Here is a 22,401-nt window from a genome sequence, read left to right as displayed (position 1 = left end):
TAAATAAAGGAGGTAAACTGATGGCATACCGTAAATTAGGTTGGGATAGTGCACATAGAAAAGCAATGTTGCGTGAAATGACAACTCAATTGTTCATGAAAGAACGCATTGTTACTACTGAAACTCGTGCAAAAGAAATTCGTAAGACTGCCGAAAAGATGATTACTTTAGGTAAGCGTGGCGATTTAGCTGCTAGAAGAAAGGCTGCTGCTTTTGTACGTGATGAAGTTGCTGATATCCATGAAGAAAAAGATGCAGTTGTTGTTAAATCAGCATTGCAAAAACTTTTCAGCGATATTGCACCTCGTTACAAAGACCGCAATGGTGGTTACACCAGAATTATGAAGTTAGCCAAAGCTCGTAAGGGTGATGGCGCTCCAATGGTTATTCTTGAATTAGTTTAATTTGAGATAACCAAAACTTAATAGCTATTAAGAATTATCCATGGAAGTGAGAATAAGCGCCAAGATGATGACGAAAGTTTAGTCTAGCTTAGATAATGTAAATTATCCCTCTTCATGGATGATTTTTTTTGCTCTTTTTTTGGTATAATCAAGTCAGGCTTATAGGATGGTGAAGAAATGGCAACAGATAGTATTATAAAAATTAAAAATGTAACTTTTACATATCAAGATACAAAGCAGCCCGCTATTGACCATATTAGTTTTGAGATTAAACGGGGAACGTGGACTTCGATCATTGGTCACAATGGTAGTGGCAAATCGACAATTATTCGATTAATAAATGGTTTGCTTGTCCCTGATAATTCTGATGAGGCTAGTATTGAAGTTGATGGTGAAAAACTTACTAACGATAGTATATGGGACATTCGAAACAAAGTTGGGATAGTTTTTCAAAATCCCGATAATCAGTTTGTTGGTGCTACTGTTGCAGACGATGTTGCCTTTGGCCTTGAAAATCGTGGGATTCCGCGTGAGAAAATGCTAAAAATCGTCCCTAAAGCAATTAATGCTGTTGGTATGACTGATTACACTGATTCTGAGCCTGCGAGCCTCTCAGGCGGTCAAAAACAGCGTGTAGCAATTGCTGGCATTATCGCTATCAAGCCCAAAATTATTATTTTGGATGAAGCAACATCAATGCTTGATCCTGAAGGACGTAATAAAATTTTACAAATTGTTCGCCAAATGAAACAGGAATATGATTTAACTGTTATTTCAATTACACATGATATTGATGAGGCAAGTTTAGCCGATCAGGTAATTGTCATGAATGATGGAAAATTGGTTGAGCAAGGTACTAGTAGTGAAATTTTCAGCCAAACAAAGCTCCTTAAAAAGTTGGGGCTTGACGTACCATTCTTTGAACAAATTAAAGATGAGCTACTGGAACAAGGTATTAATATTCCAAGCACTGTAAATTCAGAAAAAGAGTTGATTAATTTCTTATGTCAATTAAATTCAAGCAAGTAAGCTATATCTATTCACCAGATTCACCACTTGAAAAAAAGGGTCTGGATAATGTGAGTTTTGAACTTCAAAATGGTACTTTTACTGCGATTATTGGTCATACTGGTAGTGGCAAATCGACTTTGATGCAACATTTTAATGCCTTGTTAAAACCATCTAGTGGTCAAATTGAGATTGCTGGGACGACAATTACACCAGAAACTTCAAACAAGAATTTGAAGCAGCTGCGTAAACATGTTAGTCTGGTTTTTCAGTTTCCTGAAGCTCAACTTTTTGAAAGTACTGTCTTAAACGATGTTGCTTTTGGTCCCAAAAACTTTGGTTATAGTGAAGAAGAAGCAAAGAAAGTTGCGCAAGTTTGGCTTAAAAAAGTTGGCTTGCCAGATGATATTGCAGATAAGTCCCCGTTTGACCTTTCTGGCGGGCAAATGAGACGAGTTGCGATTGCTGGCGTCTTAGCCTACGAGCCAGAAATCTTGTGTCTTGATGAGCCGGCGGCAGGACTTGATCCACAAGCACGTAAGCAAATGATGGATTTATTTGTTGAATACCAGAAGGCTGGGCATACGGTTATTTTGGTAACTCATAATATGGATGATGTGGCAAATTATGCTGATGATGTTTTGGTAATGGAACATGGTCAAATGATTAAGCATGATAAGCCACAAGTGATTTTTAATGATCGTTCTTGGTTAAAGCAACATTATTTAGATGAGCCACAGGCATCTTTGTTTGCATCTAAATTGAAGGGATTTAAATTTCCTAGTCAACCTTTGACAGCAAAAGACTTGGTTCAGGGAATTAAAGAAAATTTAAAGGGGTGAGTTTGTGAGTAAAATTTTAATTGGTCGATATGTACCGGGAAATTCACTTGTTTATAAAATGGATCCGCGCGGGAAATTACTTGCAACCATCTTTTTTATTTTGATTATTTTTCTAGCTAATAATCCGCTAACTTACGCGATTGTGACCATATTTAGTTTTATTGCAGTAGCTGCAACTAAATTACGGCCAAAGGTCTTTTGGGATGGGGTTAAGCCGTTAGTTTGGCTAATCTTTTTTACATCACTTTTACAATTGTTTTTTACGGTTGGCGGTAAAGTTTACTGGCAGTGGACGATTTTTGCAATAACTAGTTATGGTATTGAAAATGCGATTTATATTTTCATTCGGTTTACAGTGATTATTTTAATTTCAACGGTGATGACAGTAACAACAATGCCACTCGAAATTGCAGATGCAATGGAATGGCTGCTGACACCACTTAAATTAATCAAAGTTCCGGTTGATAAAATTGCATTGGTAATGTCGATTGCATTGCGCTTTGTGCCAACTTTATTTGATGAGACTGTTAAAATTATGAATGCTCAACGTTCGCGTGGTGCAGATTTTAATAATGGTGGGTTAATTACCCGGGCAAAAGCAATTACACCGTTGCTGGTTCCCTTGTTTATCAATTCATTAGAAACAGCCATTGATTTGTCAACAGCGATGGAATCACGCGGATATCGTGACGATAATGGCCGAACTCGTTACCGAATATTGCGTTGGTCAAAGTTTGATTTGATTAATTTAGGTTATTTTGCAATTTTAATTGCACTGCTATTAATTTTTAGGATACATTAATGATTACAAGATATAAAATGACACTTGCATATGATGGCCATCTATTTCATGGCTTTCAAAGTCAGCCGCATCAGAGAACCGTTCAGGGAACAATTGAAGCTGCGCTAACTAAAATGACTAAGGGTGAAAAAATAGTCGTTGAAGGGTCAGGCAGAACTGACGCAGGTGTACATGCTATTGGCCAAGTAATTCACTTTGATTACCCGGGAAATACTATTCCACCCGAAAGAATGATTCGTGCACTTAATTCGATTATGCCGTTAGATATCGTCTTTAAGGAATGTGAAATTGTTGATAAAAACTTCCATGTTCGCTATAGCTCCAAAGGCAAGTGGTATCGCTATCGGGCAAGTCTTGACCGCTTCGTTGATCCATTCAAACGTTTTTATACTGGTCACTATCCTTATCCTGTTGATGTGAAAAAAATACAGCTAGCTGCACGTGATTTGATTGGTACTCATGACTTTACTAGCTTTGCGGCTAGTGGCGGCCAAATTAAAAATAAAGTAAGAACAATGTATTATGTTAATATCACTCAAGATGAAGAAACTAATGAAATTGTTTTTGACTTTATTTGTTCGGGCTTTTTATACAATATGGTACGTATTTTAGTTGCCACCTTGCTAGAAATTGGTAATGGTAAGCGACCAATTGATGATATTCCCCGGGTAATAAAAGCTCGAGATCGCGAGCAGGTGAGAGAAACAGCGCAAGCAAGTGGTTTGTTTCTTTACCATGTTTTTTATGATGATTTGCCAAAAAAATACCGGCAAGACGTTGATTAATATTGACAATTTATTAAAAAGGACGTATTCTAGAACAGTATGTTTGTCCATGATAGGCCCCGGCAACTTATTGTTTTCAAACAACGTATAAACGGAGGAATTTACATTGCGTACTACACAATTAGCAAAACCTAATGAAATTGAACGTAAGTGGTATGTTATTGACGCAACAGATGTATCTTTAGGTCGTCTGTCTACTGCAGTAGCCACTATTTTAAGAGGTAAGAACAAGCCTCAATATACACCAAATGTTGACACTGGTGACAACGTTATTATTATTAACGCTTCTAAAGTTAAGTTAACTGGTAAAAAGGCTACTGACAAGATTTATTACCACCACTCTGGTTGGCGTGGCGGAATCAAGGCTGTTCCAGCTGGTGATTTGCTTGCCAATAACCCAGTTAGATTAGTTGAATTGTCAGTTAAGGGAATGCTTCCAAAGAACACTCTTGGTCACCAAGAATTCATGAAGATGCATGTTTATGCTGATGCTGATCACAAGCATGAAGCACAAAAACCTGAAGAATTAGACATTAATAAATTAATCTAGGAGGTTAAATAAATGGCACAACAAGTTGCATATGCAGGTACTGGTCGTCGTAAGGACGCAGTTGCGCGTGTACGTTTAGTACCAGGCACTGGTAAGATTACTGTTAACAACAAAGATGTTGATCAATACATTCCATTCCCTAACTTAGTTAAGGATTTGAAGCAACCATTGACTTTGACTGAAACTGACGGTCAATATGACGTTAAAGTTAATGTTAATGGTGGTGGCTTCTCAGGTCAAGCTGGTGCAATCCGTCTTGGTATTGCCCGTGCTCTTCTTGAAGTTGACCCAGATTTCCGTGGTCCTTTGAAGAAGGCTGGATTCTTAACTCGTGACCCTAGAATGGTTGAAAGAAAGAAGCCAGGTTTGAAGAAAGCCCGCAAAGCTTCACAATTCTCAAAACGTTAATTTTGGATTTACGTTTATCAAAAAAGATATCTCAATTGGGATATCTTTTTTTGTTTAAATTAAAAACCTACTGTAACCCTTGAATAGATTGGGCTAAAATTAAGTTATATTTTATTAAGATAAGAAAAAGTAATAAAGGAATGAAAAGACGGGACTATGAAACAGATAGTTGCAGGCATATTGGCGAATGTTGACGCGGGAAAGACTACCTTATCTGAAGCGCTACTTTATCAAACAGGAACGATTAGACAGTTAGGGCGCGTTGATAATGGCGATGCCTTTTTGGATTCAGATCAACTAGAAAAAAGACGTGGGATCACTATTTTTTCTCATCAGGCAAATTTAGAATATCAAGATTTAAAATTAACTTTGCTTGATACGCCAGGTCACGTTGACTTTTTGGCACAAACAGAGGGTGTATTAAGTGTTCTGGACTATGCTATCTTAGTAATTTCCGCTACTGCAGGTGTACAAAGTCAAACAAGAAAGTTGTGGCAACTGCTCCAGCAGTATCAGGTTCCGACTTTTATTTTTGTTAATAAAATGGATGCGGGTCAAGAAAAATTGCGAGCAATAATCGCGCAGCTACAAAAAGAATTATCGGCTGGCTGCGTTAATTTTGAATTACAAAATCAGCAACTGTCTGCTTCAACTCAGGAACAAATTGCTGTTCAAGATGACGATGTTTTAACGGACTATCTGTCTTCAGGCACAATTGCCAATGCGACTATCCGCCAAATGATTAAGAAAAGGCAGATTTTTCCTTGTTATTTTGGGTCCGCTTTAAAACTGCAGGGAATTAAAGAACTACTTTCGGGGATTGCTTTTTGGAGTGAGGAGTACCAACCAGCAATATCTGATTTTGGTGCACGAGTATTTAAAATTTCACATAATGCAAAAGGTGAACGGTTAACTTGGCTGCGCGTTATGAGCGGCAGTTTGCAGCCCAAGCAAATTGTACTAACTGACCAAAAAGTTAACCAGCTACGAATTTATCAGGGCGAAAAATTCACCACTAAGCAGGAAGTAACAGCAGGGCAAATTTGTACGATTCCTAATTTGACTGGAACGTATCGAGGACAAGGCTTAGGGGTTGAACATGATAGTCAGGATCCACAAGTTCAGCCTGTTTTAACTTATTCTGTTGATCCTAAAGACTACGATCCCCATTCTTGTTTGCTGGCCTTAAAAGAATTAGAGGATGAAGATCCACAACTTCATGTTGTTTGGGATGAGCATAGCCAAAGCATTAGTGTACGAATTATGGGTGAAGTCCAGCTGGAAGTCTTACAGCAATTATTGCAGGAAAGATTTAATCTTCAGCTAGAATTTGGCACTGGAAAGATTTTGTATAAAGAAACTGTTACGGATTCAGTTGAGGGTGCCGGACATTTTGAACCATTGCGACATTATGCGGAGACTCATGTGGTGCTTGAGCCATTGCCAGCTGGAAGTGGCTTAGTTATTGTAAATGATTGCCCTAATGAGGTTTTAGCGCCTAATTGGCAGAAACAAGTAATGTTTGATTTGCAAAGTAAGGAACATTTGGGTGTCTTAATTGGCGCGCCAATTACGGATATGAAAATTCGTTTTGTTAGTGGTCATTATAGTTATAAGCACACGCAAGGCGGCGATTTTCGTAAGGCTGCCTGGCGCGCAGTCCGGCAAGGTTTAATGCTTCTTAAAGCTAAAGGAAAATGTCAATTGCTTGAGCCGTGGTATCATTTTCGCCTGGAAATTGCTTCGACGCAAATTGGTCGGGCCATTAGTGATATTCAGCAGATGAAGGGCACTTTTAATGAACCTGAGGTGGGAACTAATCAAGATATAGAGATTTTAACTGGTTCTGCTCCAGTTAAACAAATGCAAAATTATGCTAAAGTAGTTCGGAATTATACTCATGGGCAGGGGAGTTTAGAGTGCACATTTGACTGTTATCATCCTTGTCAAAATGCAGCAGAAATTATTGCGGCTTATGATTACTCGCCAACGCACGATTTGGCAAATACACCAGACTCTGTTTTTGTACCAAATGAAATTGCAACGAGAATACCGTGGAATGAAGTCCCGCAGTGGGCTCATGTACCGTATCAAAACAAATACAAATTCGGCGGCTATCATGCCTAAAAGCCAAATAGCTGAAAGACCTGTTGATTATTTATCAGCAGGTCTTTTTTATTAGTTTAATACCTTTTTTAATTGGTCTAAGAATGTTTGGGCGGCACGCGAGAGGACGGCGGTTTTTGACCAAATTAAACTTGCATGGATAGTTAGTTCTGGCTCAAGGGGAATAAAAGTTAGGCTGGTTTGTGCAAGATTGATGATCCCGTCGAGGCAAAGAACATCACCAACATTATGCTGTGCGAGAATTGCGGCATTGTTAAGCAAGTTATAGCTGGCAACAGTTTGAAATTTAAGACTGCTTTGCCCCAGCCAGTTGGTCAATAATGTTTGACTATTGTGACGCTGCGGCAGAATTACCGGTTTACCAATTAAATCAGCAACTTTAATTTTGCTTTTATTAGCTAGACTTGAATCCTTTCTAGTTAACAGTCCCCACCTTGTAGTTCCTGGCAGAGTTAGGAAGTTATAGTTGGTTTTATTAAAAGGATCCAAGACAAAGCCAAAATCAAACAGACCATTTTGCATTTTACGCTGGACCTCGCTTGCATCACAACTATGTAAGTTGACAATAACATTAGGCGCAACTTGCTTTAATTGATTAATTGCATCCGCAATTGTGCTGAGCATAGGTGCTTCTGAACAGCCGATAAAGACGCTGCCGCTAATTTCAGATTTCTTACCAATATTGGCACTCGTTTTATTAGCCAAAGTCAAAATTTGTCTAGCCTGATTGGCAAGATATTCGCCGTCAGTTGTCAATTTGATCGTTCTCGTACCGCGTTCAAATAGACTGACGCCCAATTCTTGTTCAAGTTCGTGGATTTGCCGTGAAATTGTGGGCTGCGAGATGTGCAGCTTGGTTGCTGCTCGCGAGATGTTTTGTTCGTTAACAACTGCTAAAAAATAGCGTAAGACTCTAAGTTCCATGATGCTCCTTTGATTAAGGTTAATTGGTTTTTGGTATTATAATGATTTTAGATAAGTATAAGACTTTTAGGACATGAAATTATGAAAAAGAAAAATTTGTTTTGGCTTGGACTAGTGATAGTCATTTTGATTGCTGGCGGTATTATTAGCTGGTTCCATTTTAGTAAAAATAACCTTGCTAATACTAATCAAGTGATGGATCGCTCAGGCAGTACACCGACAATTTATCTTCATGGTTGGGGAGCAAGTGGCAAATCTACGGATAGTATGATTGCCTATGCCGAAAAGCATAATCATGCCCGCAAGGTACTAACTGCAAAAGTTAGGCGGGATGGGCAAATTAGTTTAGAGGGAACATGGCCTAAGGGAACCACGCATCCCTTAATCCAGTTAGTATTTGTAGATAATAAAAACGGCGATTATTATGTAACTCGTGAATGGTTCCATCATTTGATTGTCTTGTTACAGAAAAAATACCGAATTAAACGTTACAATACGGTTTCTCACTCAATGGGAAACTTAACGACGATGTTTTACCAAATGAAATACGGCAATAGTGACAAATTACCTAGGTTAAATAAGCAGGTCAATCTTGGCGGACATTTTGACGGTATTTTGGGAATGGATGACATGGCTAATCATAATTACTTATTGGCTAGTGGTCGACCAAGGTATCTAAATTCATCATATCGCTATTTATTAAAACATCGGCAAAATTATCCTAAAAACGTGTCCGTCTTAAATATTTTTGGTAACAAGGAAGATGGGACAAATTCCGACGGGGATGTCAGCGTTGTTTCAGCACGTTCACTGCGTTATTTACTTCGTGGCAGAGTTGATTATCAAGAAATTGAAGTCAAGGGAGCTGGCGGTCAGCACAGTCAGCTCCATGAAAATCCACGAGTTGACCAAGCAATTGACAAGTTTTTATGGTGAGGCATTAGCCATGCCTAATTAGTATAGTATGACATACAAAATAAGTATTAGACATAACTTGTTCTTGATTATTATAATAACTACAAAAAGTTAAGGAGAGAGCAGCTATGGAATACGTTAATTTGGGTAATACGACAATTAAAATTTCTAAATTATGTGTTGGCGGCATGAGTTTTGGTCAAGCAGGAACAATGCACGACTGGACTTTAGATCAAAGTGGGACTGAAAAAATTGTTGCCCATGCATTAGACTTAGGAATCAATTTTTTCGATACAGCTAACAGCTATTCTGCAGGTACAGGCGAAGAATACTTAGGAAAGGCATTAAAAAAATGTACTGCAAGAGATAAAGTAGTAATTGCTTCGAAAGTTTATTTTAATCCTGGGCGCTTGTCCCGCAAGGCAATTGAACGTGAAATCGATGGTACTTTAGAACGGCTGGGAACCGATTATTTGGATTTATACATTATTCATCGTTTTGATTATCACACGCCAGTTGAAGAAACAATGTCTGCCTTAAATGATTTAATTAAGGCGGGTAAAGTTAGGGCTCTTGGTGCTTCAGCAATGTATGCTTATCAATTTTACAATCTGCAATTAGCTGCACGAGATCATGGTTGGACCCAGTTTTCAGCAATGGAAAATCATTATAACTTACTTTATCGTGAAGATGAGCGTGAGTTATTGCCACTGTGCCAGCAAATGGGTGTATCCCTGATGCCATATAGTCCACTAGCTGCTGGTCGATTAGCTCGTCCCAATTGGGTAGCTTCTACTTTGCGCAGTCAGACTGATCGCGTGGCCCGAGGCAAGTATGACCATACCAAAAAGTTTGATGAAAAAATTTCCCAGCGGGTTAACGAATTAGCACAAAAGTATCAGGTCAAGATGTCTCAAATTGCATTAGCATGGCTGTGGTCCAAGGGAGTTGCTTCGCCAATTATTGGCGCAACAAAGGCCACTCATTTTGATGATGCAGTGAATGCACTTTCTGTTAAACTAACTAATGAAGATATTGCTTACATTGAGGAGCCGTACCTGCCCCACAAAATCGTGGGTGCAATTAATGAAAATCCACCAGAAGGTACAGTATTGTTAAACGAGGACACAAAATGAAAGAATTATATTTAATGCGGCACAGCCAGACATTGTTTAACCAGTTACACAGAATCCAGGGTTGGTCCGATTCGCCATTAACTAAGCAGGGAATTGAGGATGCCCAGGAAGTTGGGCGTTATTTTAAGGACCAACAGATTACTTTTGACCACGCCTATTCGTCAACGCAGGAGCGTGCTTGTGACACACTTGAAAATATCACTGACCAGCCTTACACCAGACTAAAGGGTTTGAAAGAATGGAATTTTGGCGTTTTTGAAGGGCAAAGTGAGCAGCTCAATCCCCATGATGACAGTAGTCGGCATTCGTACGGTGATTTTTTTCTGCAGTTTGGCGGTGAGTCTGATTTAGAAGTTCAGGAGCGGATGAATCAGACGTTAACGACGATTATGGAGCAGCCAGATCACCACCATGTTTTGGCAGTTAGCCATGGCGGCGCGTGCTTCATGTTCTTACAAAAGTGGCTGCCGTATGATGAGATTAAACGGCAAGTAACTAATTTTCATAATTGCTGTATCCTAAAGTTTACTTATGAAGATGGTAAATTCACCTTTATTAAGGCAATTAATGTTAAGGAAGAAAATTAGTGCCAGGAGCGCGTTACAATCTAATTAGATTGGCGTTAACTTAGACAATAAAAGCCACTACTGATTAGTAGCGGCTTTTATATTGTTTATAAACTGTCTTGAATGTTGCTGCCGAGATACTCGTAAAGCATCCCTTGCTTTAAATCTGTGGTATCAATTCCCAGTGCCTCTGCAATCGCATAGGCAAAAGCCCAAGCTGTTGCCGGTCCGCGACTAGTGATTACTTTATGATCCGAATCGGTTACCGTAATCTTTTCTTGGAAGTTACCGCTTGGTGCATCATGCTTTGTTTGAGTATCAAACCCGGGATAACAGGTGTAGTCGGCATCGTTCAAAACGCCATAGCGTGCCAAGGCAATCGGTGCTGCGCACATGGCCGCATCCCACTGCTGATTTTGATGGCGCTGCACCATTAATGATTGAAGACGTTCATTGTCCCGCAAATTTTCGGCACCAGTTTTACCGCCGGGAAAGGCTACTAGGTCATAATCTAGTAAGCTGTCGTCAACAATTTTATCACAAGTTAACTTAATGTGATGATCGCCGATGACATCTTTACTAGTTAAGCCCACCATATCGGCTTGCACACCTAAACGACGCAGAACATCGATGATGCTTAAGCCCTCAACTTCTTCGCAACCATCAGCGAAGACTACCGCAACTTTAGTCATATTTTATACCTCGCAATCTGTTACTCTTATTATAAACTAGCTGAGTTCAAGGTAAAATAATAAATCACTTAACTTATTGAGGTGCAGTGTGGGATGAGGCGTAATCGGAATTTTGCTCTTTTTCGGTGCCAGCCACAATGATTGCAGGTTGGCATTTACAGCGCCTTGGATTTCTTCAGTCAGATTGGTACCAATTACAAGACTAGTGGCCGGATTGAAATTGTCATGCTCTTGAAAAATTGGCACAAATACATTTTTATTGGGCAATTGGGCAGTTAAACTTTCTGGGAAGTAGACAGCTGAAAAGTAATTTAGCAGTTCACTTTCTGCAAGCCGCGGTTCTAATATCTTTTGCGGTTCTTTTGCCAGCATAACTAAGTTAACTTTAGCTGTTGCTTCATCTAAAAAGGAAATGGCATCCTGCGTTAATTGATGTTGTCCAGCCATCTTTTGTTCAAAAATCTGTTGTGCTGCTTGTAAGTTGTCACTAAAGAAAGTTTGGTTAAGCAGCTGCAGCCGTTCATCTTGGCTCAGGAATTTTACTTGTTCCTGCAAACTAGTATATTTAATACGCTCAGCTGGGCCAAAGTCACGTCCAAGCTCACGTAAAGTCTGCCGCAGAGCGTTTCTTTCGGCTGCTTTTTGATTTAATAGACTACCTTCTGGAATAATTATCAATGTTTCAAACTTTGTCACTGTTAGTTTACCTTCTTTATTTGTGTTCTACTTGCATTATAATAGATATTATTGCCAAAAAGGAGTTAAATTATGCCGTCAATTTTTACATTAATTTTTCTTTTGTTGGGCGGAATTGCAGGAGGACTATTATCGTCAGTAGCATCAATGGCATCACTGGCGTCTTATCCGGTTTTGCTGGCTGTTGGCATTCCACCTGTTTATGCGAATGTCACTAACGATGCTGCCTTGATTTGGACCAGTGTTGGTTCAACTATTTCATCAACTAAAGAGCTTAAGGGACACTGGAAGCAAGTTGGCTTTTATGGCTTCTTTACCGTTATTGGGTCACTTGCAGGCTGCTTTTTATTATTATCGTTTCCGTCAAGTGTTTTTGAAAAGCTGGTGCCGTTTTTTATTGCGGGGTCGGGAATTATGGTATTAGCCTCCGGTAAGCATCATAATTTAGAACCACATAAAAGACCGCTTTGGCAGGAAATTTTCTATATTGCGGCATTACTCGTGATGGGCGTTTATACTGGTTACTTTGGCGCCGCGGGTGGTGTTATCGTGCTAGTATTGTTAACCTATATTACTGATGAAAAGTTTATTGTCGTTAACGCCATCAAAAACGTTATTTGCGGTCTGGCAAATTTAGTGGCACTAATCGTATTTATCTTTACCTCACACATTTATTGGCAGCAGGCAATTCCACTTGCCGTTGGGATGTTTATTGGTGGTTATTTAGGAATGGGAATTTTACGAAAAGTTCCAGCAAAAGTTATTCGCTTATTTATTGCGGCCCTAGCCTTTATTCAGGCGGCATATTTCTTTTATAAAGCATATATGTTATAGTTTAATACAAATCTATTATGAAAGGAGAATGCAAATTGACTACAGAAGTTTATTTGGTACGTCACGGTGAAACAATGTTTAACCAGCTTGACAAGGTTCAGGGCTGGTGTGATTCTCCCTTGACGGTTAAGGGGATTAATGATTTAAAGCGGACGGCACATGCTTTAAGTCAAGTTCATTTTGACAATATGTATTCTTCCGATTTGAAGCGGGCAATTGACACGGTGCACTTAATGAAGGATGCCAATCAAGTGTCAGAAATTGGTAAAATTAAAAAGCTGCCCGAATTTCGTGAAGTCTTTTTTGGGTCGTTTGAAGGCGATGATGTTCATAATACTTGGAAACAAGTAGCTCTAGCCGCTGGCATTGGCCCCGAGGATGACGTCAGTAAAATTATCAATCAAGTGGGAATTTATGAATTTCGTGAGGCAACTAAAAAGGCTGATCCGCGACATTTAGCTGAAAATAAGGAAGAACTTGACGCCCGAATGGTGCGGGCAGTTAACGTGCTAAACGATTTAACTAAAGATGAGAAGCGTGTTTTACTGGTGTCACACGGTGATTTTATTAAAACCTTGGGAATCAAGTATTGGAATCAAAGTGATGGCTTACATGATATTACTTTTCCCGATAACGGCAGTGTCAGCCGTGGCGTTCTCCAAGATAACGGTAAATTTGAAATTATTGATTATAATATTAATGCAGAAAATATCTAGTCTTACTGGGAGCAGTAAGACTTTTTTGTTACACTAAATGCAAGGAAAGGAATGCAAAAATGAAAGATCACACAACTAAGCGTTATGCTTACGTAACGCTGCTGAATATTGTCATTACGATTGCAGAGTTTGTTGGCGGCTTCGCGTCTGGGTCACTAGCTTTATTATCAGATGCCGTACATAATTTAAGTGATGTCGGTGCGATTATCATTTCATTTGTTGCGCACTTAATTAGTAGTCGCAGCCGCAACCAATATAAAACGTTTGGTTACGAACGTGCGGAAACTTTAGCGGCCTTTACTAACGGCATTATTTTAATTCTGATTAGCCTTGCTCTATTTATTGAAGCAATCGAGCGTTTTTGGCAGCCCAGCAAAATCAAGGGCGGCATTATGCTGGTCGTAGCGGTAATTGGGCTAGTGGCTAACTTTATTTCTATGCTGGCGATGCATCGTGATGCTCAAGGAAATTTAAATGTGCGCTCTACTTTTGTTCATATGCTGAGTGATGCCTTGTCCAGTGTTGCGGTTGTGATTGGCGCGGTGTTCATTTACTTTTGGCAGATTACGTGGCTTGACCCCGTAATGACACTGCTGGTATCATTGTTTGTTCTGCGTGAAGCATATCAAATTACTAAAAAGGCTGCTAATATTTTAATGGAATCTAATCCTGATATTGACCTTGAACAAATGAATAAAATTGTGTTATCTTTTCCAGAGATTAAAAATATTCATCATGTGCATTTATGGCGCTATAGCGACGATTATATTATGCTTGATGCTCACGTAAATGTGGATGCGAAATTGACTGCGGGGGAATTTGAAAAATTAACGCAGCAGATTAGTCAAAAACTGCGGCAGTTGGGGATTAACCATATTAATTTTCAAGTGGAGTGCGAACGCGGCAAAAATGATGATATGATTGTTCCAGGTCATGATTACGAGAATTAGGGGAAATATAAATGAAAGTTAGTTTGTTTACAGCCATTATTGTTTTAATTGTTGGACTTTATGACATGGCATATGCCTATAATCGTCGCCAGCAAAATCGCCGGCGGGGGACAATCGGCTTTATGATTTTAGGAATTATATTTACAATTGGCGGAATTGTGCTGTTGATTATGCATTGGGTTAAGTAAAATGGTTAAGCTAGTTTTAGTAAGACATGGTGAAAGTACAGCTAATTCGGCTAATGTCTATACCGGCTGGAATGACGTGCCCTTAACTTCTAAAGGTAGGGCACAAGCACGATATGCTGGTGAATTAATTAGGCAAATTCCCGATTTTGCACCAACGCATATCCACACTTCAATTTTGTCGCGGGCAATTGTTACTGCCGATATTGTGGCGGATGTTTGTCATTTTTTGTATTTACCAATTACTAAAACTTGGCGGCTAAATGAGCGGCATTATGGTAAGTTGCGTGGCACTAATAAGGACCTTTCCCGCCAAATTTATGGCCGACAGCAGATTTTAAACTGGCGGCGCGGGTTTTATTCCATTCCACCTGCTGGTAAGCAAATTACGGACCGACGTTATGCTAACTGCGATGTGCAGCGGTTGCCGCTTGCTGAAAGTTTGTATCAGACGCAGCAGCGACTATTGCCATACTATTATAATGAGGTAGCAAGCAGATTACGTAAGGGCGAAGACCAATTGATTGTTGCCCATGGCTCCAGTTTGCGGGCATTAATTAAAAAAATGGAAGGGATTAACGATCAGGATATTGTCCATTTGGAAGTAGCCAATGCTGAACCAATTAGTTATACACTAGATACTCATTTACAAATTGTCGATAAAAAAATTTTATCTTAAATTTTAAGATTGCTTTTGGTTCTGACTAAGGAATTAGGCAGATGTATGTTAAAATTTATTACGATACTATATAATTTTTTACATTCTTAGTTTGGAGTAAAAGGCATGCGTAAAATATTTTTATTACGAGGCGCACCCGGCTCCGGTAAATCTTCATTCATTGCTCGCCATCACTTACAACCATATGCGATTAGTCGCGATCAAATTAGATTATTATTGGCGAATTTGACCTATTTTTATGAAGAAGATACCGATTGCTTACATCAAGTAATTCCGCGATATGCAAATAAGCAGACAGAGCGGTTAGTTGATTACCTCGTAGAAGAAAAGATGAAGCGCGGCGAAACGGTAATTGTTGATAGTACCCATATTGTTTCTGATAGCATAGAACATTATAAGCCATGGGTTGAGCGTTACCGGTATGAATTATTCGTCGTGGATTTAATGTACCACAAAAGCTTACGTAACTTGCTTAACCGCAATGAAGTACGTCGGCAGTATGATTGGGTCAGACCTGATGTGGTCCGGGAAATGTATTTGACCTATAAGGATAATTGGCAGGTGCCAGAATGGGCGCACGTAATCAATCCTAACCAGATGGGCAAAGCCTTGTCACAAAAAGAGAGTAATTTAGACCATTTTGCACACGTAATTGCAATTCCAGATAAAGTAGCGGAGGCAGATTTTCCGCACGTGCATATTTCTAATTTTTACTTTTCTTTTAATGACCGTTTTACAGAAAAGTACGGCACTTATCGCAATGTGATTACAATTGGTAAGACAAAAGATGAAATCATTAAGAAATTTCGGCTGCCGTATTTTGTGTTCAAATTTCATCACAAGCACTTTTTGATTTCAGCGTATCCAGTCAGAAATGAATTATTGGATCCAATCAAAAAAGTTAAGGGTGTCTGGACGTATTCAACAGGATTGGTTAATTTAGCTGACTTTATTCAAGAAGTCCCGCAAAGTAGGCCACAGCACGTCCACCAATTTAATTTAAATAAATTACAAGCTGATCGCTTGTTGCATATTTGGTAAAACTATTAGACGTTACACTTAAGTTGTGACGTCTTTTTCTATGAAAAAACAACTAGCTGGTTGACTAAAAAATATTAAAAATGCAATGATTATAGTGTATTATAATACTAGTAGTCTATTAGAAAGAGAAAGTTGAAAATGAAGAAAAATAAAAAAGTGATAATTACGTTAGTAGTCTGCTTAATCGTGGTCTTGCTAGGTGCCGGTATTTATGTTAGGCATCAAGCAAGTACTTCAAGTGCCGCAAATAATCAGCCGACAAAAACCAGAATAATTTATCCCCAGAAATTTACTAAAATTAAAGTAGATGTTGATCTAGCTGATGTTAGTGTTCGTCAAGGTGCTAAATATCAAGTGAAGATTATTGATAATCAGAAAAACCGGATTAATGCGAAGGTCAAGGATGATGAATTATTGGTTAGCCAGCGTGAACGGTCGCACAACCATTTCTTTGGCATTGGCAGTATCTCAATTAATGGCAAACATCTAACTACTAAATGTCGGGTAGAAATTACGGTTCCACACAAGAATTCATTAACTAAGATTAATGCCGAGACAGAAACAAGTGATTTTAAGTTAGATAATTTACAATTGCAAAAATTAGCGATTGATTCTGATACCGGCGATATTGACCTTAAAAATGTCAAGTCAGTAAGTAATAACTTGTCGACTGACACTGGCGATATTGAGATTACTGCTAGTCAGGTTGCCAATGTTACTAGCGATGTCGATACTGGCGACGTGCATATTTCTAGCTCGCAGTTATTAGGGAATAATTCATTTTCATTAGATACAGGTGATTTTACTTTGGATGAAGCTAGTAAAAAGATAACGTATCATCTGTCAGTTGATACTGGTAATATTGACTACTTTGGCGATGATGTAGACGATCATCTTAATAAGAAAGTTGCTCACAGCAAGGCAATACTCAAAGTTGATTCCTCAACTGGTGATATCACGATTGAATAAAGGCTAGTTAGCTGCTGTTAAATTTTGTTAATTTGAATTTGCCGGAATCATAAAAAATAGTACAATTAGATAGAAATATTTTTGATAGCGCTTTTTTATGAAGGTGGATAGAAACAAAATGGACAAAGAAGAATTAAAAGCGAAGTTTACTGAAATATATCATGAAGACCCTAGCGGCTATTATTTTTCGCCGGGGAGAATTAATTTAATTGGCGAGCACACCGACTATAATGGCGGCCACGTGTTTCCCTGTGCAATTACTTTGGGAATTTATGGTGCTGTCAGTAGCCGTAATGACCAAAAGTTCCGTTTTTACTCCAGTAGTTTTGGGGAATTAGGGATAATTGAAGTTGGACTTGCTGACTTACACTTTGTTAAATCAGATTCATGGACTAATTATGCTAAAGGGATGCTGAACTTTTTACTCTCTAAAGGTGCTCAAATTTCTCATGGCTTAAATATTTATGTTGATGGCAATATTCCTGACGGTGCGGGACTATCTTCATCAGCTGCTCTGGAAATGTTAATTGGTGTGATACTGAACGATCAGTTTAACCTTAATGTTAGTGCGCTTGATCTTGTTAAGATGGGGGTAGCTACTGAAAATGACTTTATTGGCGTAAATTCCGGAATTATGGACCAATTTGCAGTTGCAATGAGTAAGAAAGATCAGGCAATTTTGCTTGATACTAATACTCTGGCATACAAGATGGTGCCGCTTAATCTGCAAGATAATGTAATTGTCATTATGAATACTAATAAGCGTCGTGAACTAGCCGATTCCAAATATAATGAGCGCCGAAGTGAATGTGAGCAGGCACTAGGCGATTTACAAAAAGAATTGCAGATTAACTCTTTGGGTGAATTAGATAGTGAAACTTTGGACCAGTATAGTTCACTCTTATCTTCAGAAATCCTTCTTAAGAGGGCGCGTCACGCTATCTGGGAAAATGAGCGGACATTGCGTGCTGAACAGGCCTTGCAAAAAGGTGATCTGGCACAGTTTGGCCGGTTAATTAATGCCTCACATGTGTCTTTGCAGGATGATTATGAAGTTACGGGCAAGGAACTAGATACCCTAGTTCACGCCGCGTGGCAGCAGCCAGGGGTATTAGGTGCAAGAATGACGGGAGCCGGTTTTGGCGGCTGTGCAATCGCGCTTGTTAACAAGAAAGATGTAGCAGCTTTTGAGCAAAATGTTGGTACGGTGTATGAGCGAGTAGTCGGTTATGAACCATCATTTTATCTTGCGGAAACATCCGATGGCGCTAAGGTTTTGGAATAATTTAGTGGGATGTAAAAATGACACAAACAAATTTGGTTGAGCAATTTGTTACGCAAGTAATTGCTGCAAGTGATAATGCAGAATTGGATCGGATCTATTTAACTAATCAAGTATTGGCATTAGTAGGAGATGAAGCACGTTCTGCGGTCACAACAAGCACAGTTTTAATTGATTTAAAAGATGAATTGGTTGCAGCTGCTCTTAAAAATGGTCATTGTGGTTCTACTTTCAATGAACAAGATATTTTGGGTGCGCAATTGATGAATTTATTAGTGCCGCGTCCTAGTATTGTTAATCGGCAGTTTTGGCAGACGTATCAAGAAAAGCCAGAACAGGCAATTGCTGATTTTTATCAATTAAGTAAGACTAGTGACTATATTAAAACGCGGGCAATTGCCAAGAATATTTATTTTGTTACGCCTAGTGACTATGGTGATTTAGAAATTACGATTAATTTGTCTAAACCGGAAAAAGATCCGCGGGCAATTGCGGCGGCGAAGAAGGTAAAAGCAACTGGTTATCCTTTGTGCCAATTGTGTATGGAGAATGAGGGCTATCTAGGGCGTGATAATTATCCAGCCCGCAGCAACCACCGAATTATCCGCTTTAAGATCGGTGATGAGGAGTGGGGCTTTCAGTATTCACCCTATGCGTATTTTAATGAGCATTGTATCTTTCTTTCTTCTAAGCATGAAGGAATGAAAATTTCGGAAAAAACATTTACTCGGCTGCTGAATATTATTGAACAATTTCCGGGATATTTTGCTGGTAGTAATGCTGATCTGCCAATTGTTGGTGGGTCGATACTTACACATGAGCATTACCAAGGCGGACGTCATAATTTTGCGATGATGAAGGCAAAAATAACAACCAAGCTTAACTTTAAGGGTTTTGCTGATGTAGAGGCTGGGATTGTAAAGTGGCCAATGTCAGTAATTCGCTTACGCAGCCAAAACAAAAAGCAATTGGTTGCCTTAGCCAATAAAATTTTGCAGGCATGGCGACAGTATAGTGATGAGCAGGTTGGCGTGCGGGCCTTTACAGGAGAAACACCACATCATACAATTACGCCAATTGCCTGCACGCATGGTGACCAGTTGGAGCTCAACTTAGTATTACGTGATAACCAAACCTCAAGTGAATATCCTGACGGTGTTTTTCACCCTCATCAAGATGTTCAGCACATTAAGAAGGAAAATATTGGCCTTATTGAAGTGATGGGGTTAGCGATTTTGCCGCCGCGGCTTAAGTCAGAACTGCAAGAGGTGCGTAAATTTTTGCTAGGTGATAAGAATAATATCGCTGCAATCCATTTGCCCTGGGCGAAGCAGATTGCGGCGCAAAATGAGATTACAGCAGCTAATGTTGATGCCATTTTACAGTCAGAGCTGGGCAAAGTCTTTGTTAGGGTGCTTGCTGATGCTGGTGTCTTTAAGCAAACTCAAGTTGGACAAGCAGCCTTTATGCGCTTTATTAAAAGTGTCCTAAACTAAAGATTAGCAAGTAAACGTTGAATAAGTTCAACGTTTTTTAATGCATAAAAATGACCACTTAGTCATCATGAGCGACCACTTGGGCAGTAGCTATTGCTTTAACTGGGTAAAAGACTTTAATTAACTTAAAGAATATATTGAAATTAATTATTTGAAGGAGCAACTCATGATTGCAAAATACTATTCAAAACCTAAGCTAATCTTAATGTGCCTTTTGGGACTTGTTGCAAGCGCAGAAAATATCGTGATGGCGTATATGACAGGAACATTGGTTAATATTGGTACAAAGGGTGAGCCGCAAAAGCTGCCGCATTTTTTGGTAACGATTATTATTCTTTTTGTAATCGTCTTTCTGGCGAAGCTGGGCTATAACTATTTGAAAAATGACGCAATTAGACAAACTAACAGTACATTGAGAACTAAGGTCTTTAATGGGATGCTGCATGAAGAACGAGCAGAAAATTCGGCAGGACTTGGCTTTTTAACAAGTGACTTCAAGCTGCTTGAGACCAACCGCTTTGGTGCTGAAATTAATATTGCAATGAGTGCCTGCATGTTGATATTGTCTTTGGGTTACGCCTTTTATATTAATTGGCTGTTGACTATTTTATTCTTTATTGGTTCGGTTATTCCGATGGTTGTAGTTAGTTTCTTCCAAAAGCCACTGCAAAAGGCGTCGGACCACTGGACAAGTGCTAATGAAGAATACGTTAATCAAACCAAGAACTTTTTAGCTGGTGCTGATTCTTTGCGCTTGTACCGGCAGCAACAAAATGGTGTAGCTAAAAATAAGCAAGTGGTTAATAAACTGGAAAAATCACTGGCTCAGATGAACTTGTTAAATGATAATTCACAGGCGTTAGTTAATTTCGTTGCTGAAATTGGGACATTCTTACTACCAATTTTGGTGGGAATTTATTTAATAATTAGGGGTCAGACGACTTTGGGAGCATTATTTGCCGTTGTCCAACTATCAAACTCATTTGTGAATCCGATTTTGACGATTATGCAGGAACGCAATCACTTTTCAACGACGAAGAATATTGTAGCTAAGATTAAACAATATTTAGCTCTTAGTGAAGAGCATGAACCTGAAGTCACTGATTTTAATCAAGAAGTTGCTTTTTCGAAAATCAATTTAGTCAGAGAGCAAAAATTGGCTCAAGGAATTAATTTGGCAATTAAAAAGGGACAAAAGATAGCAGTTATTGGGCCATCAGGCAGCGGCAAGTCAACTCTGTTTCAATTTATGTTGACTGGCAAGTTCGGTCAGGCTGACAAGATTACGGTTGATGGTCATGAATATCAAGTTGCGCAGCTGACAGATTTGTTTGCCTATGCCAGCCAAGCTCCAGTGATTTTTGCTGACAATTTATGGTTTAACCTGACTTTGGGCGCTGAGATTCCTTTAGAAAAGGTAATTGAAGTTTGTTCAATGCTAGAATTAGACGAAATTGTTCAAGAAAAAGGTTTTGACTATCAATTAGGTGACAACGCCGATCAATTGTCGGGCGGGCAGCTCGCAAGAATTGAATTAGCGCGGGCGATTTTAGCTGAGCGACCAATTTTATTGTTAGATGAAATTAACGCTTCACTTGATCGGGCAACTTCCAATAAAATCCACCAGTATTTACTTGATTCGGACTTGACTTTTGTTGAGGTTATCCATCATTATGAAAAAGACGAATTAAAACAATATGACCAGGTAATCGATTTTAGTGATTATCAATAAACTTGTGGGGGCACTTAATCATGGCGCAACTCTTCTTAGCATCAATGTTAAACAATGTCTGTGACTTATTACCTAAATTTGCTGGCGATCTACACGGTAAGAGAGTCGCATATATTCCAACAGCCAGTAATGTTGAAAGAGGGCATCAGACAATGCTGCGTTCCGAAACCAAATTATTAGCAGAACGTTTAGGGATGCAGGTTAATGTTTTAGATGTGGCAGTTGCTTCCACTAGGGCTATTAAAACCGGTTTACAAGCTGCGGATGTGATTTATCTTTCTGGTGGGAATACCTTTTACTTGCTGCAAGAATTAAGAAGAACAGGTGCAGATCAGCTGCTGATTAGTGAAGTTAACGTGGGCAAATTATATATTGGTGAATCAGCCGGCGCAGCTATTACAGCCCCAGATATTGGCTATCTTAGTTTAATGGACAGTACCAGGAAGGCGCCGGATTTACTGAATTATCAGGCACTAAAGTTAGTTGACTTTTATGTTTTACCGCATTACCTGAGTTTTCCGTTTAAGCGCAAGTCGCAACAAATTTTTGCCGAGTATTCTACCAAGCTGCCATTGAAGACAATTAGTAATCATGGGGTAGTGATAGTTAATAACGATACAGTTACAATTACTGAAAAATAAAAAGCGTTACTGAAAAGTAAC

At 39.1% G+C, this 22,401-nt stretch carries 25 protein-coding genes; 22 read left to right on the top strand and 3 right to left on the bottom strand.

The window, feature by feature from the left end:
* Nucleotides 1-20 precede the first annotated feature (20 nt).
* The 8 genes from rplQ (at nucleotide 21) to OZX58_RS06260 (ending at nucleotide 6,926) form a co-directional block, all read left to right on the top strand.
* On the top strand, nucleotides 21-404 hold the full coding sequence (gene rplQ / locus OZX58_RS06295) for a 50S ribosomal protein L17 (RefSeq protein WP_277130596.1): 384 nt from the start codon (nucleotides 21-23) through the stop codon (nucleotides 402-404).
* A gap of 177 nt (nucleotides 405-581) precedes the next feature.
* Nucleotides 582-1,433: an energy-coupling factor ABC transporter ATP-binding protein gene (locus OZX58_RS06290; RefSeq protein ID WP_277140701.1), complete on the top strand. Its 852-nt coding sequence runs from the start codon at nucleotides 582-584 to the stop codon at nucleotides 1,431-1,433.
* Complete coding sequence (locus OZX58_RS06285; protein WP_277140699.1) at nucleotides 1,409-2,254, top strand: energy-coupling factor transporter ATPase; 846 nt, start codon at nucleotides 1,409-1,411, stop codon at nucleotides 2,252-2,254. The genes OZX58_RS06290 and OZX58_RS06285 overlap by 25 nt, the downstream gene beginning before the upstream one ends.
* A 4-nt stretch (nucleotides 2,255-2,258) precedes the next feature.
* On the top strand, nucleotides 2,259-3,056 hold the full coding sequence (locus OZX58_RS06280) for an energy-coupling factor transporter transmembrane component T (protein ID WP_277130599.1): 798 nt from the start codon (nucleotides 2,259-2,261) through the stop codon (nucleotides 3,054-3,056).
* The gene (truA, locus tag OZX58_RS06275; RefSeq protein WP_277140698.1) at nucleotides 3,056-3,841 is read left to right on the top strand and encodes a tRNA pseudouridine(38-40) synthase TruA; all 786 of its coding nucleotides are present in this window, start codon (nucleotides 3,056-3,058) and stop codon (nucleotides 3,839-3,841) included. The genes OZX58_RS06280 and truA overlap by 1 nt, the downstream gene beginning before the upstream one ends.
* A 106-nt stretch (nucleotides 3,842-3,947) precedes the next feature.
* Entirely contained in the window at nucleotides 3,948-4,391 is a 444-nt protein-coding gene (gene rplM / locus OZX58_RS06270) for a 50S ribosomal protein L13 (protein ID WP_277130601.1), read from the top strand.
* A 12-nt stretch (nucleotides 4,392-4,403) separates the two neighbouring features.
* The gene (gene rpsI / locus OZX58_RS06265; RefSeq protein WP_277130602.1) at nucleotides 4,404-4,799 is read left to right on the top strand and encodes a 30S ribosomal protein S9; all 396 of its coding nucleotides are present in this window, start codon (nucleotides 4,404-4,406) and stop codon (nucleotides 4,797-4,799) included.
* A gap of 156 nt (nucleotides 4,800-4,955) precedes the next feature.
* The gene (locus tag OZX58_RS06260; RefSeq protein WP_277140697.1) at nucleotides 4,956-6,926 is read left to right on the top strand and encodes a TetM/TetW/TetO/TetS family tetracycline resistance ribosomal protection protein; all 1,971 of its coding nucleotides are present in this window, start codon (nucleotides 4,956-4,958) and stop codon (nucleotides 6,924-6,926) included.
* A 51-nt stretch (nucleotides 6,927-6,977) separates the two neighbouring features.
* Here OZX58_RS06260 and OZX58_RS06255 read toward each other — a convergent pair whose 3' ends face one another.
* The gene (locus OZX58_RS06255) at nucleotides 6,978-7,850 is read right to left on the bottom strand and encodes a LysR family transcriptional regulator (RefSeq protein WP_277140696.1); all 873 of its coding nucleotides are present in this window, start codon (nucleotides 7,848-7,850) and stop codon (nucleotides 6,978-6,980) included.
* Nucleotides 7,851-7,931: 81 nt separating this feature from the next.
* Between OZX58_RS06255 and OZX58_RS06250 the strand changes: the two genes are divergently transcribed.
* The 3 genes from OZX58_RS06250 (at nucleotide 7,932) to OZX58_RS06240 (ending at nucleotide 10,488) form a co-directional block, all read left to right on the top strand.
* Nucleotides 7,932-8,786: an alpha/beta hydrolase gene (locus tag OZX58_RS06250; protein ID WP_277140695.1), complete on the top strand. Its 855-nt coding sequence runs from the start codon at nucleotides 7,932-7,934 to the stop codon at nucleotides 8,784-8,786.
* Nucleotides 8,787-8,893: 107 nt separating this feature from the next.
* A complete protein-coding gene (locus OZX58_RS06245) occupies nucleotides 8,894-9,901 on the top strand; it encodes an aldo/keto reductase (protein ID WP_277140694.1) in 1,008 nt (335 codons plus the stop codon).
* Nucleotides 9,898-10,488, top strand: coding sequence for a histidine phosphatase family protein (locus tag OZX58_RS06240; RefSeq protein WP_277140693.1), 591 nt, complete (start codon nucleotides 9,898-9,900; stop codon nucleotides 10,486-10,488). The genes OZX58_RS06245 and OZX58_RS06240 overlap by 4 nt, the downstream gene beginning before the upstream one ends.
* 86 nt (nucleotides 10,489-10,574) lie before the next feature.
* On the opposite strand, the gene OZX58_RS06235 is transcribed toward OZX58_RS06240, so the two are convergent.
* Together OZX58_RS06235 and OZX58_RS06230 are read right to left on the bottom strand one after the other, a co-directional pair.
* On the bottom strand, nucleotides 10,575-11,159 hold the full coding sequence (locus OZX58_RS06235; RefSeq protein ID WP_277140692.1) for a DJ-1 family glyoxalase III: 585 nt from the start codon (nucleotides 11,157-11,159) through the stop codon (nucleotides 10,575-10,577).
* Between the two features lie 36 nt (nucleotides 11,160-11,195).
* Complete coding sequence (locus OZX58_RS06230; protein WP_277140691.1) at nucleotides 11,196-11,855, bottom strand: HAD hydrolase-like protein; 660 nt, start codon at nucleotides 11,853-11,855, stop codon at nucleotides 11,196-11,198.
* Between the two features lie 72 nt (nucleotides 11,856-11,927).
* Between OZX58_RS06230 and OZX58_RS06225 the strand changes: the two genes are divergently transcribed.
* From OZX58_RS06225 to OZX58_RS06175, 11 genes are all read left to right on the top strand, one after another.
* Nucleotides 11,928-12,689, top strand: a complete 762-nt coding sequence (locus OZX58_RS06225) for a sulfite exporter TauE/SafE family protein (protein WP_277140690.1) — start codon at nucleotides 11,928-11,930, stop codon at nucleotides 12,687-12,689.
* Between the two features lie 35 nt (nucleotides 12,690-12,724).
* On the top strand, nucleotides 12,725-13,405 hold the full coding sequence (locus OZX58_RS06220; RefSeq protein ID WP_277140689.1) for a histidine phosphatase family protein: 681 nt from the start codon (nucleotides 12,725-12,727) through the stop codon (nucleotides 13,403-13,405).
* Nucleotides 13,406-13,464: 59 nt separating this feature from the next.
* The gene (locus OZX58_RS06215; RefSeq protein ID WP_277140688.1) at nucleotides 13,465-14,355 is read left to right on the top strand and encodes a cation diffusion facilitator family transporter; all 891 of its coding nucleotides are present in this window, start codon (nucleotides 13,465-13,467) and stop codon (nucleotides 14,353-14,355) included.
* An 11-nt stretch (nucleotides 14,356-14,366) separates the two neighbouring features.
* Nucleotides 14,367-14,543: a DUF308 domain-containing protein gene (locus tag OZX58_RS06210; RefSeq protein WP_277140687.1), complete on the top strand. Its 177-nt coding sequence runs from the start codon at nucleotides 14,367-14,369 to the stop codon at nucleotides 14,541-14,543.
* A gap of 1 nt (nucleotide 14,544) precedes the next feature.
* Nucleotides 14,545-15,219: a 2,3-diphosphoglycerate-dependent phosphoglycerate mutase gene (locus OZX58_RS06205; protein WP_277140686.1), complete on the top strand. Its 675-nt coding sequence runs from the start codon at nucleotides 14,545-14,547 to the stop codon at nucleotides 15,217-15,219.
* Between the two features lie 105 nt (nucleotides 15,220-15,324).
* On the top strand, nucleotides 15,325-16,260 hold the full coding sequence (locus tag OZX58_RS06200) for an AAA family ATPase (RefSeq protein ID WP_277140685.1): 936 nt from the start codon (nucleotides 15,325-15,327) through the stop codon (nucleotides 16,258-16,260).
* Between the two features lie 138 nt (nucleotides 16,261-16,398).
* A complete protein-coding gene (locus OZX58_RS06195) occupies nucleotides 16,399-17,229 on the top strand; it encodes a DUF4097 family beta strand repeat-containing protein (RefSeq protein WP_277140684.1) in 831 nt (276 codons plus the stop codon).
* Between the two features lie 118 nt (nucleotides 17,230-17,347).
* Nucleotides 17,348-18,514 (top strand): galactokinase, encoded by a 1,167-nt coding sequence (locus tag OZX58_RS06190; protein ID WP_277140683.1) that lies wholly within the window; start codon nucleotides 17,348-17,350, stop codon nucleotides 18,512-18,514.
* Nucleotides 18,515-18,531: 17 nt separating this feature from the next.
* Entirely contained in the window at nucleotides 18,532-20,007 is a 1,476-nt protein-coding gene (gene galT, locus OZX58_RS06185; RefSeq protein WP_277140682.1) for a UDP-glucose--hexose-1-phosphate uridylyltransferase, read from the top strand.
* A gap of 166 nt (nucleotides 20,008-20,173) precedes the next feature.
* Nucleotides 20,174-21,739, top strand: coding sequence for an ABC transporter ATP-binding protein (locus tag OZX58_RS06180; protein WP_277140681.1), 1,566 nt, complete (start codon nucleotides 20,174-20,176; stop codon nucleotides 21,737-21,739).
* 20 nt (nucleotides 21,740-21,759) lie between these two features.
* A complete protein-coding gene (locus OZX58_RS06175; RefSeq protein ID WP_277140680.1) occupies nucleotides 21,760-22,380 on the top strand; it encodes a Type 1 glutamine amidotransferase-like domain-containing protein in 621 nt (206 codons plus the stop codon).
* The last annotated feature ends 21 nt before the right edge of the window (nucleotides 22,381-22,401 follow it).

Origin of the sequence: Lactobacillus sp. ESL0680 (assembly GCF_029392855.1) — a bacterium.
Lineage (GTDB): Bacteria > Bacillota > Bacilli > Lactobacillales > Lactobacillaceae > Lactobacillus.
Note: the sequence above shows the minus strand (reverse complement) of the source record. Positions and strands in the feature narration are given on the sequence as shown.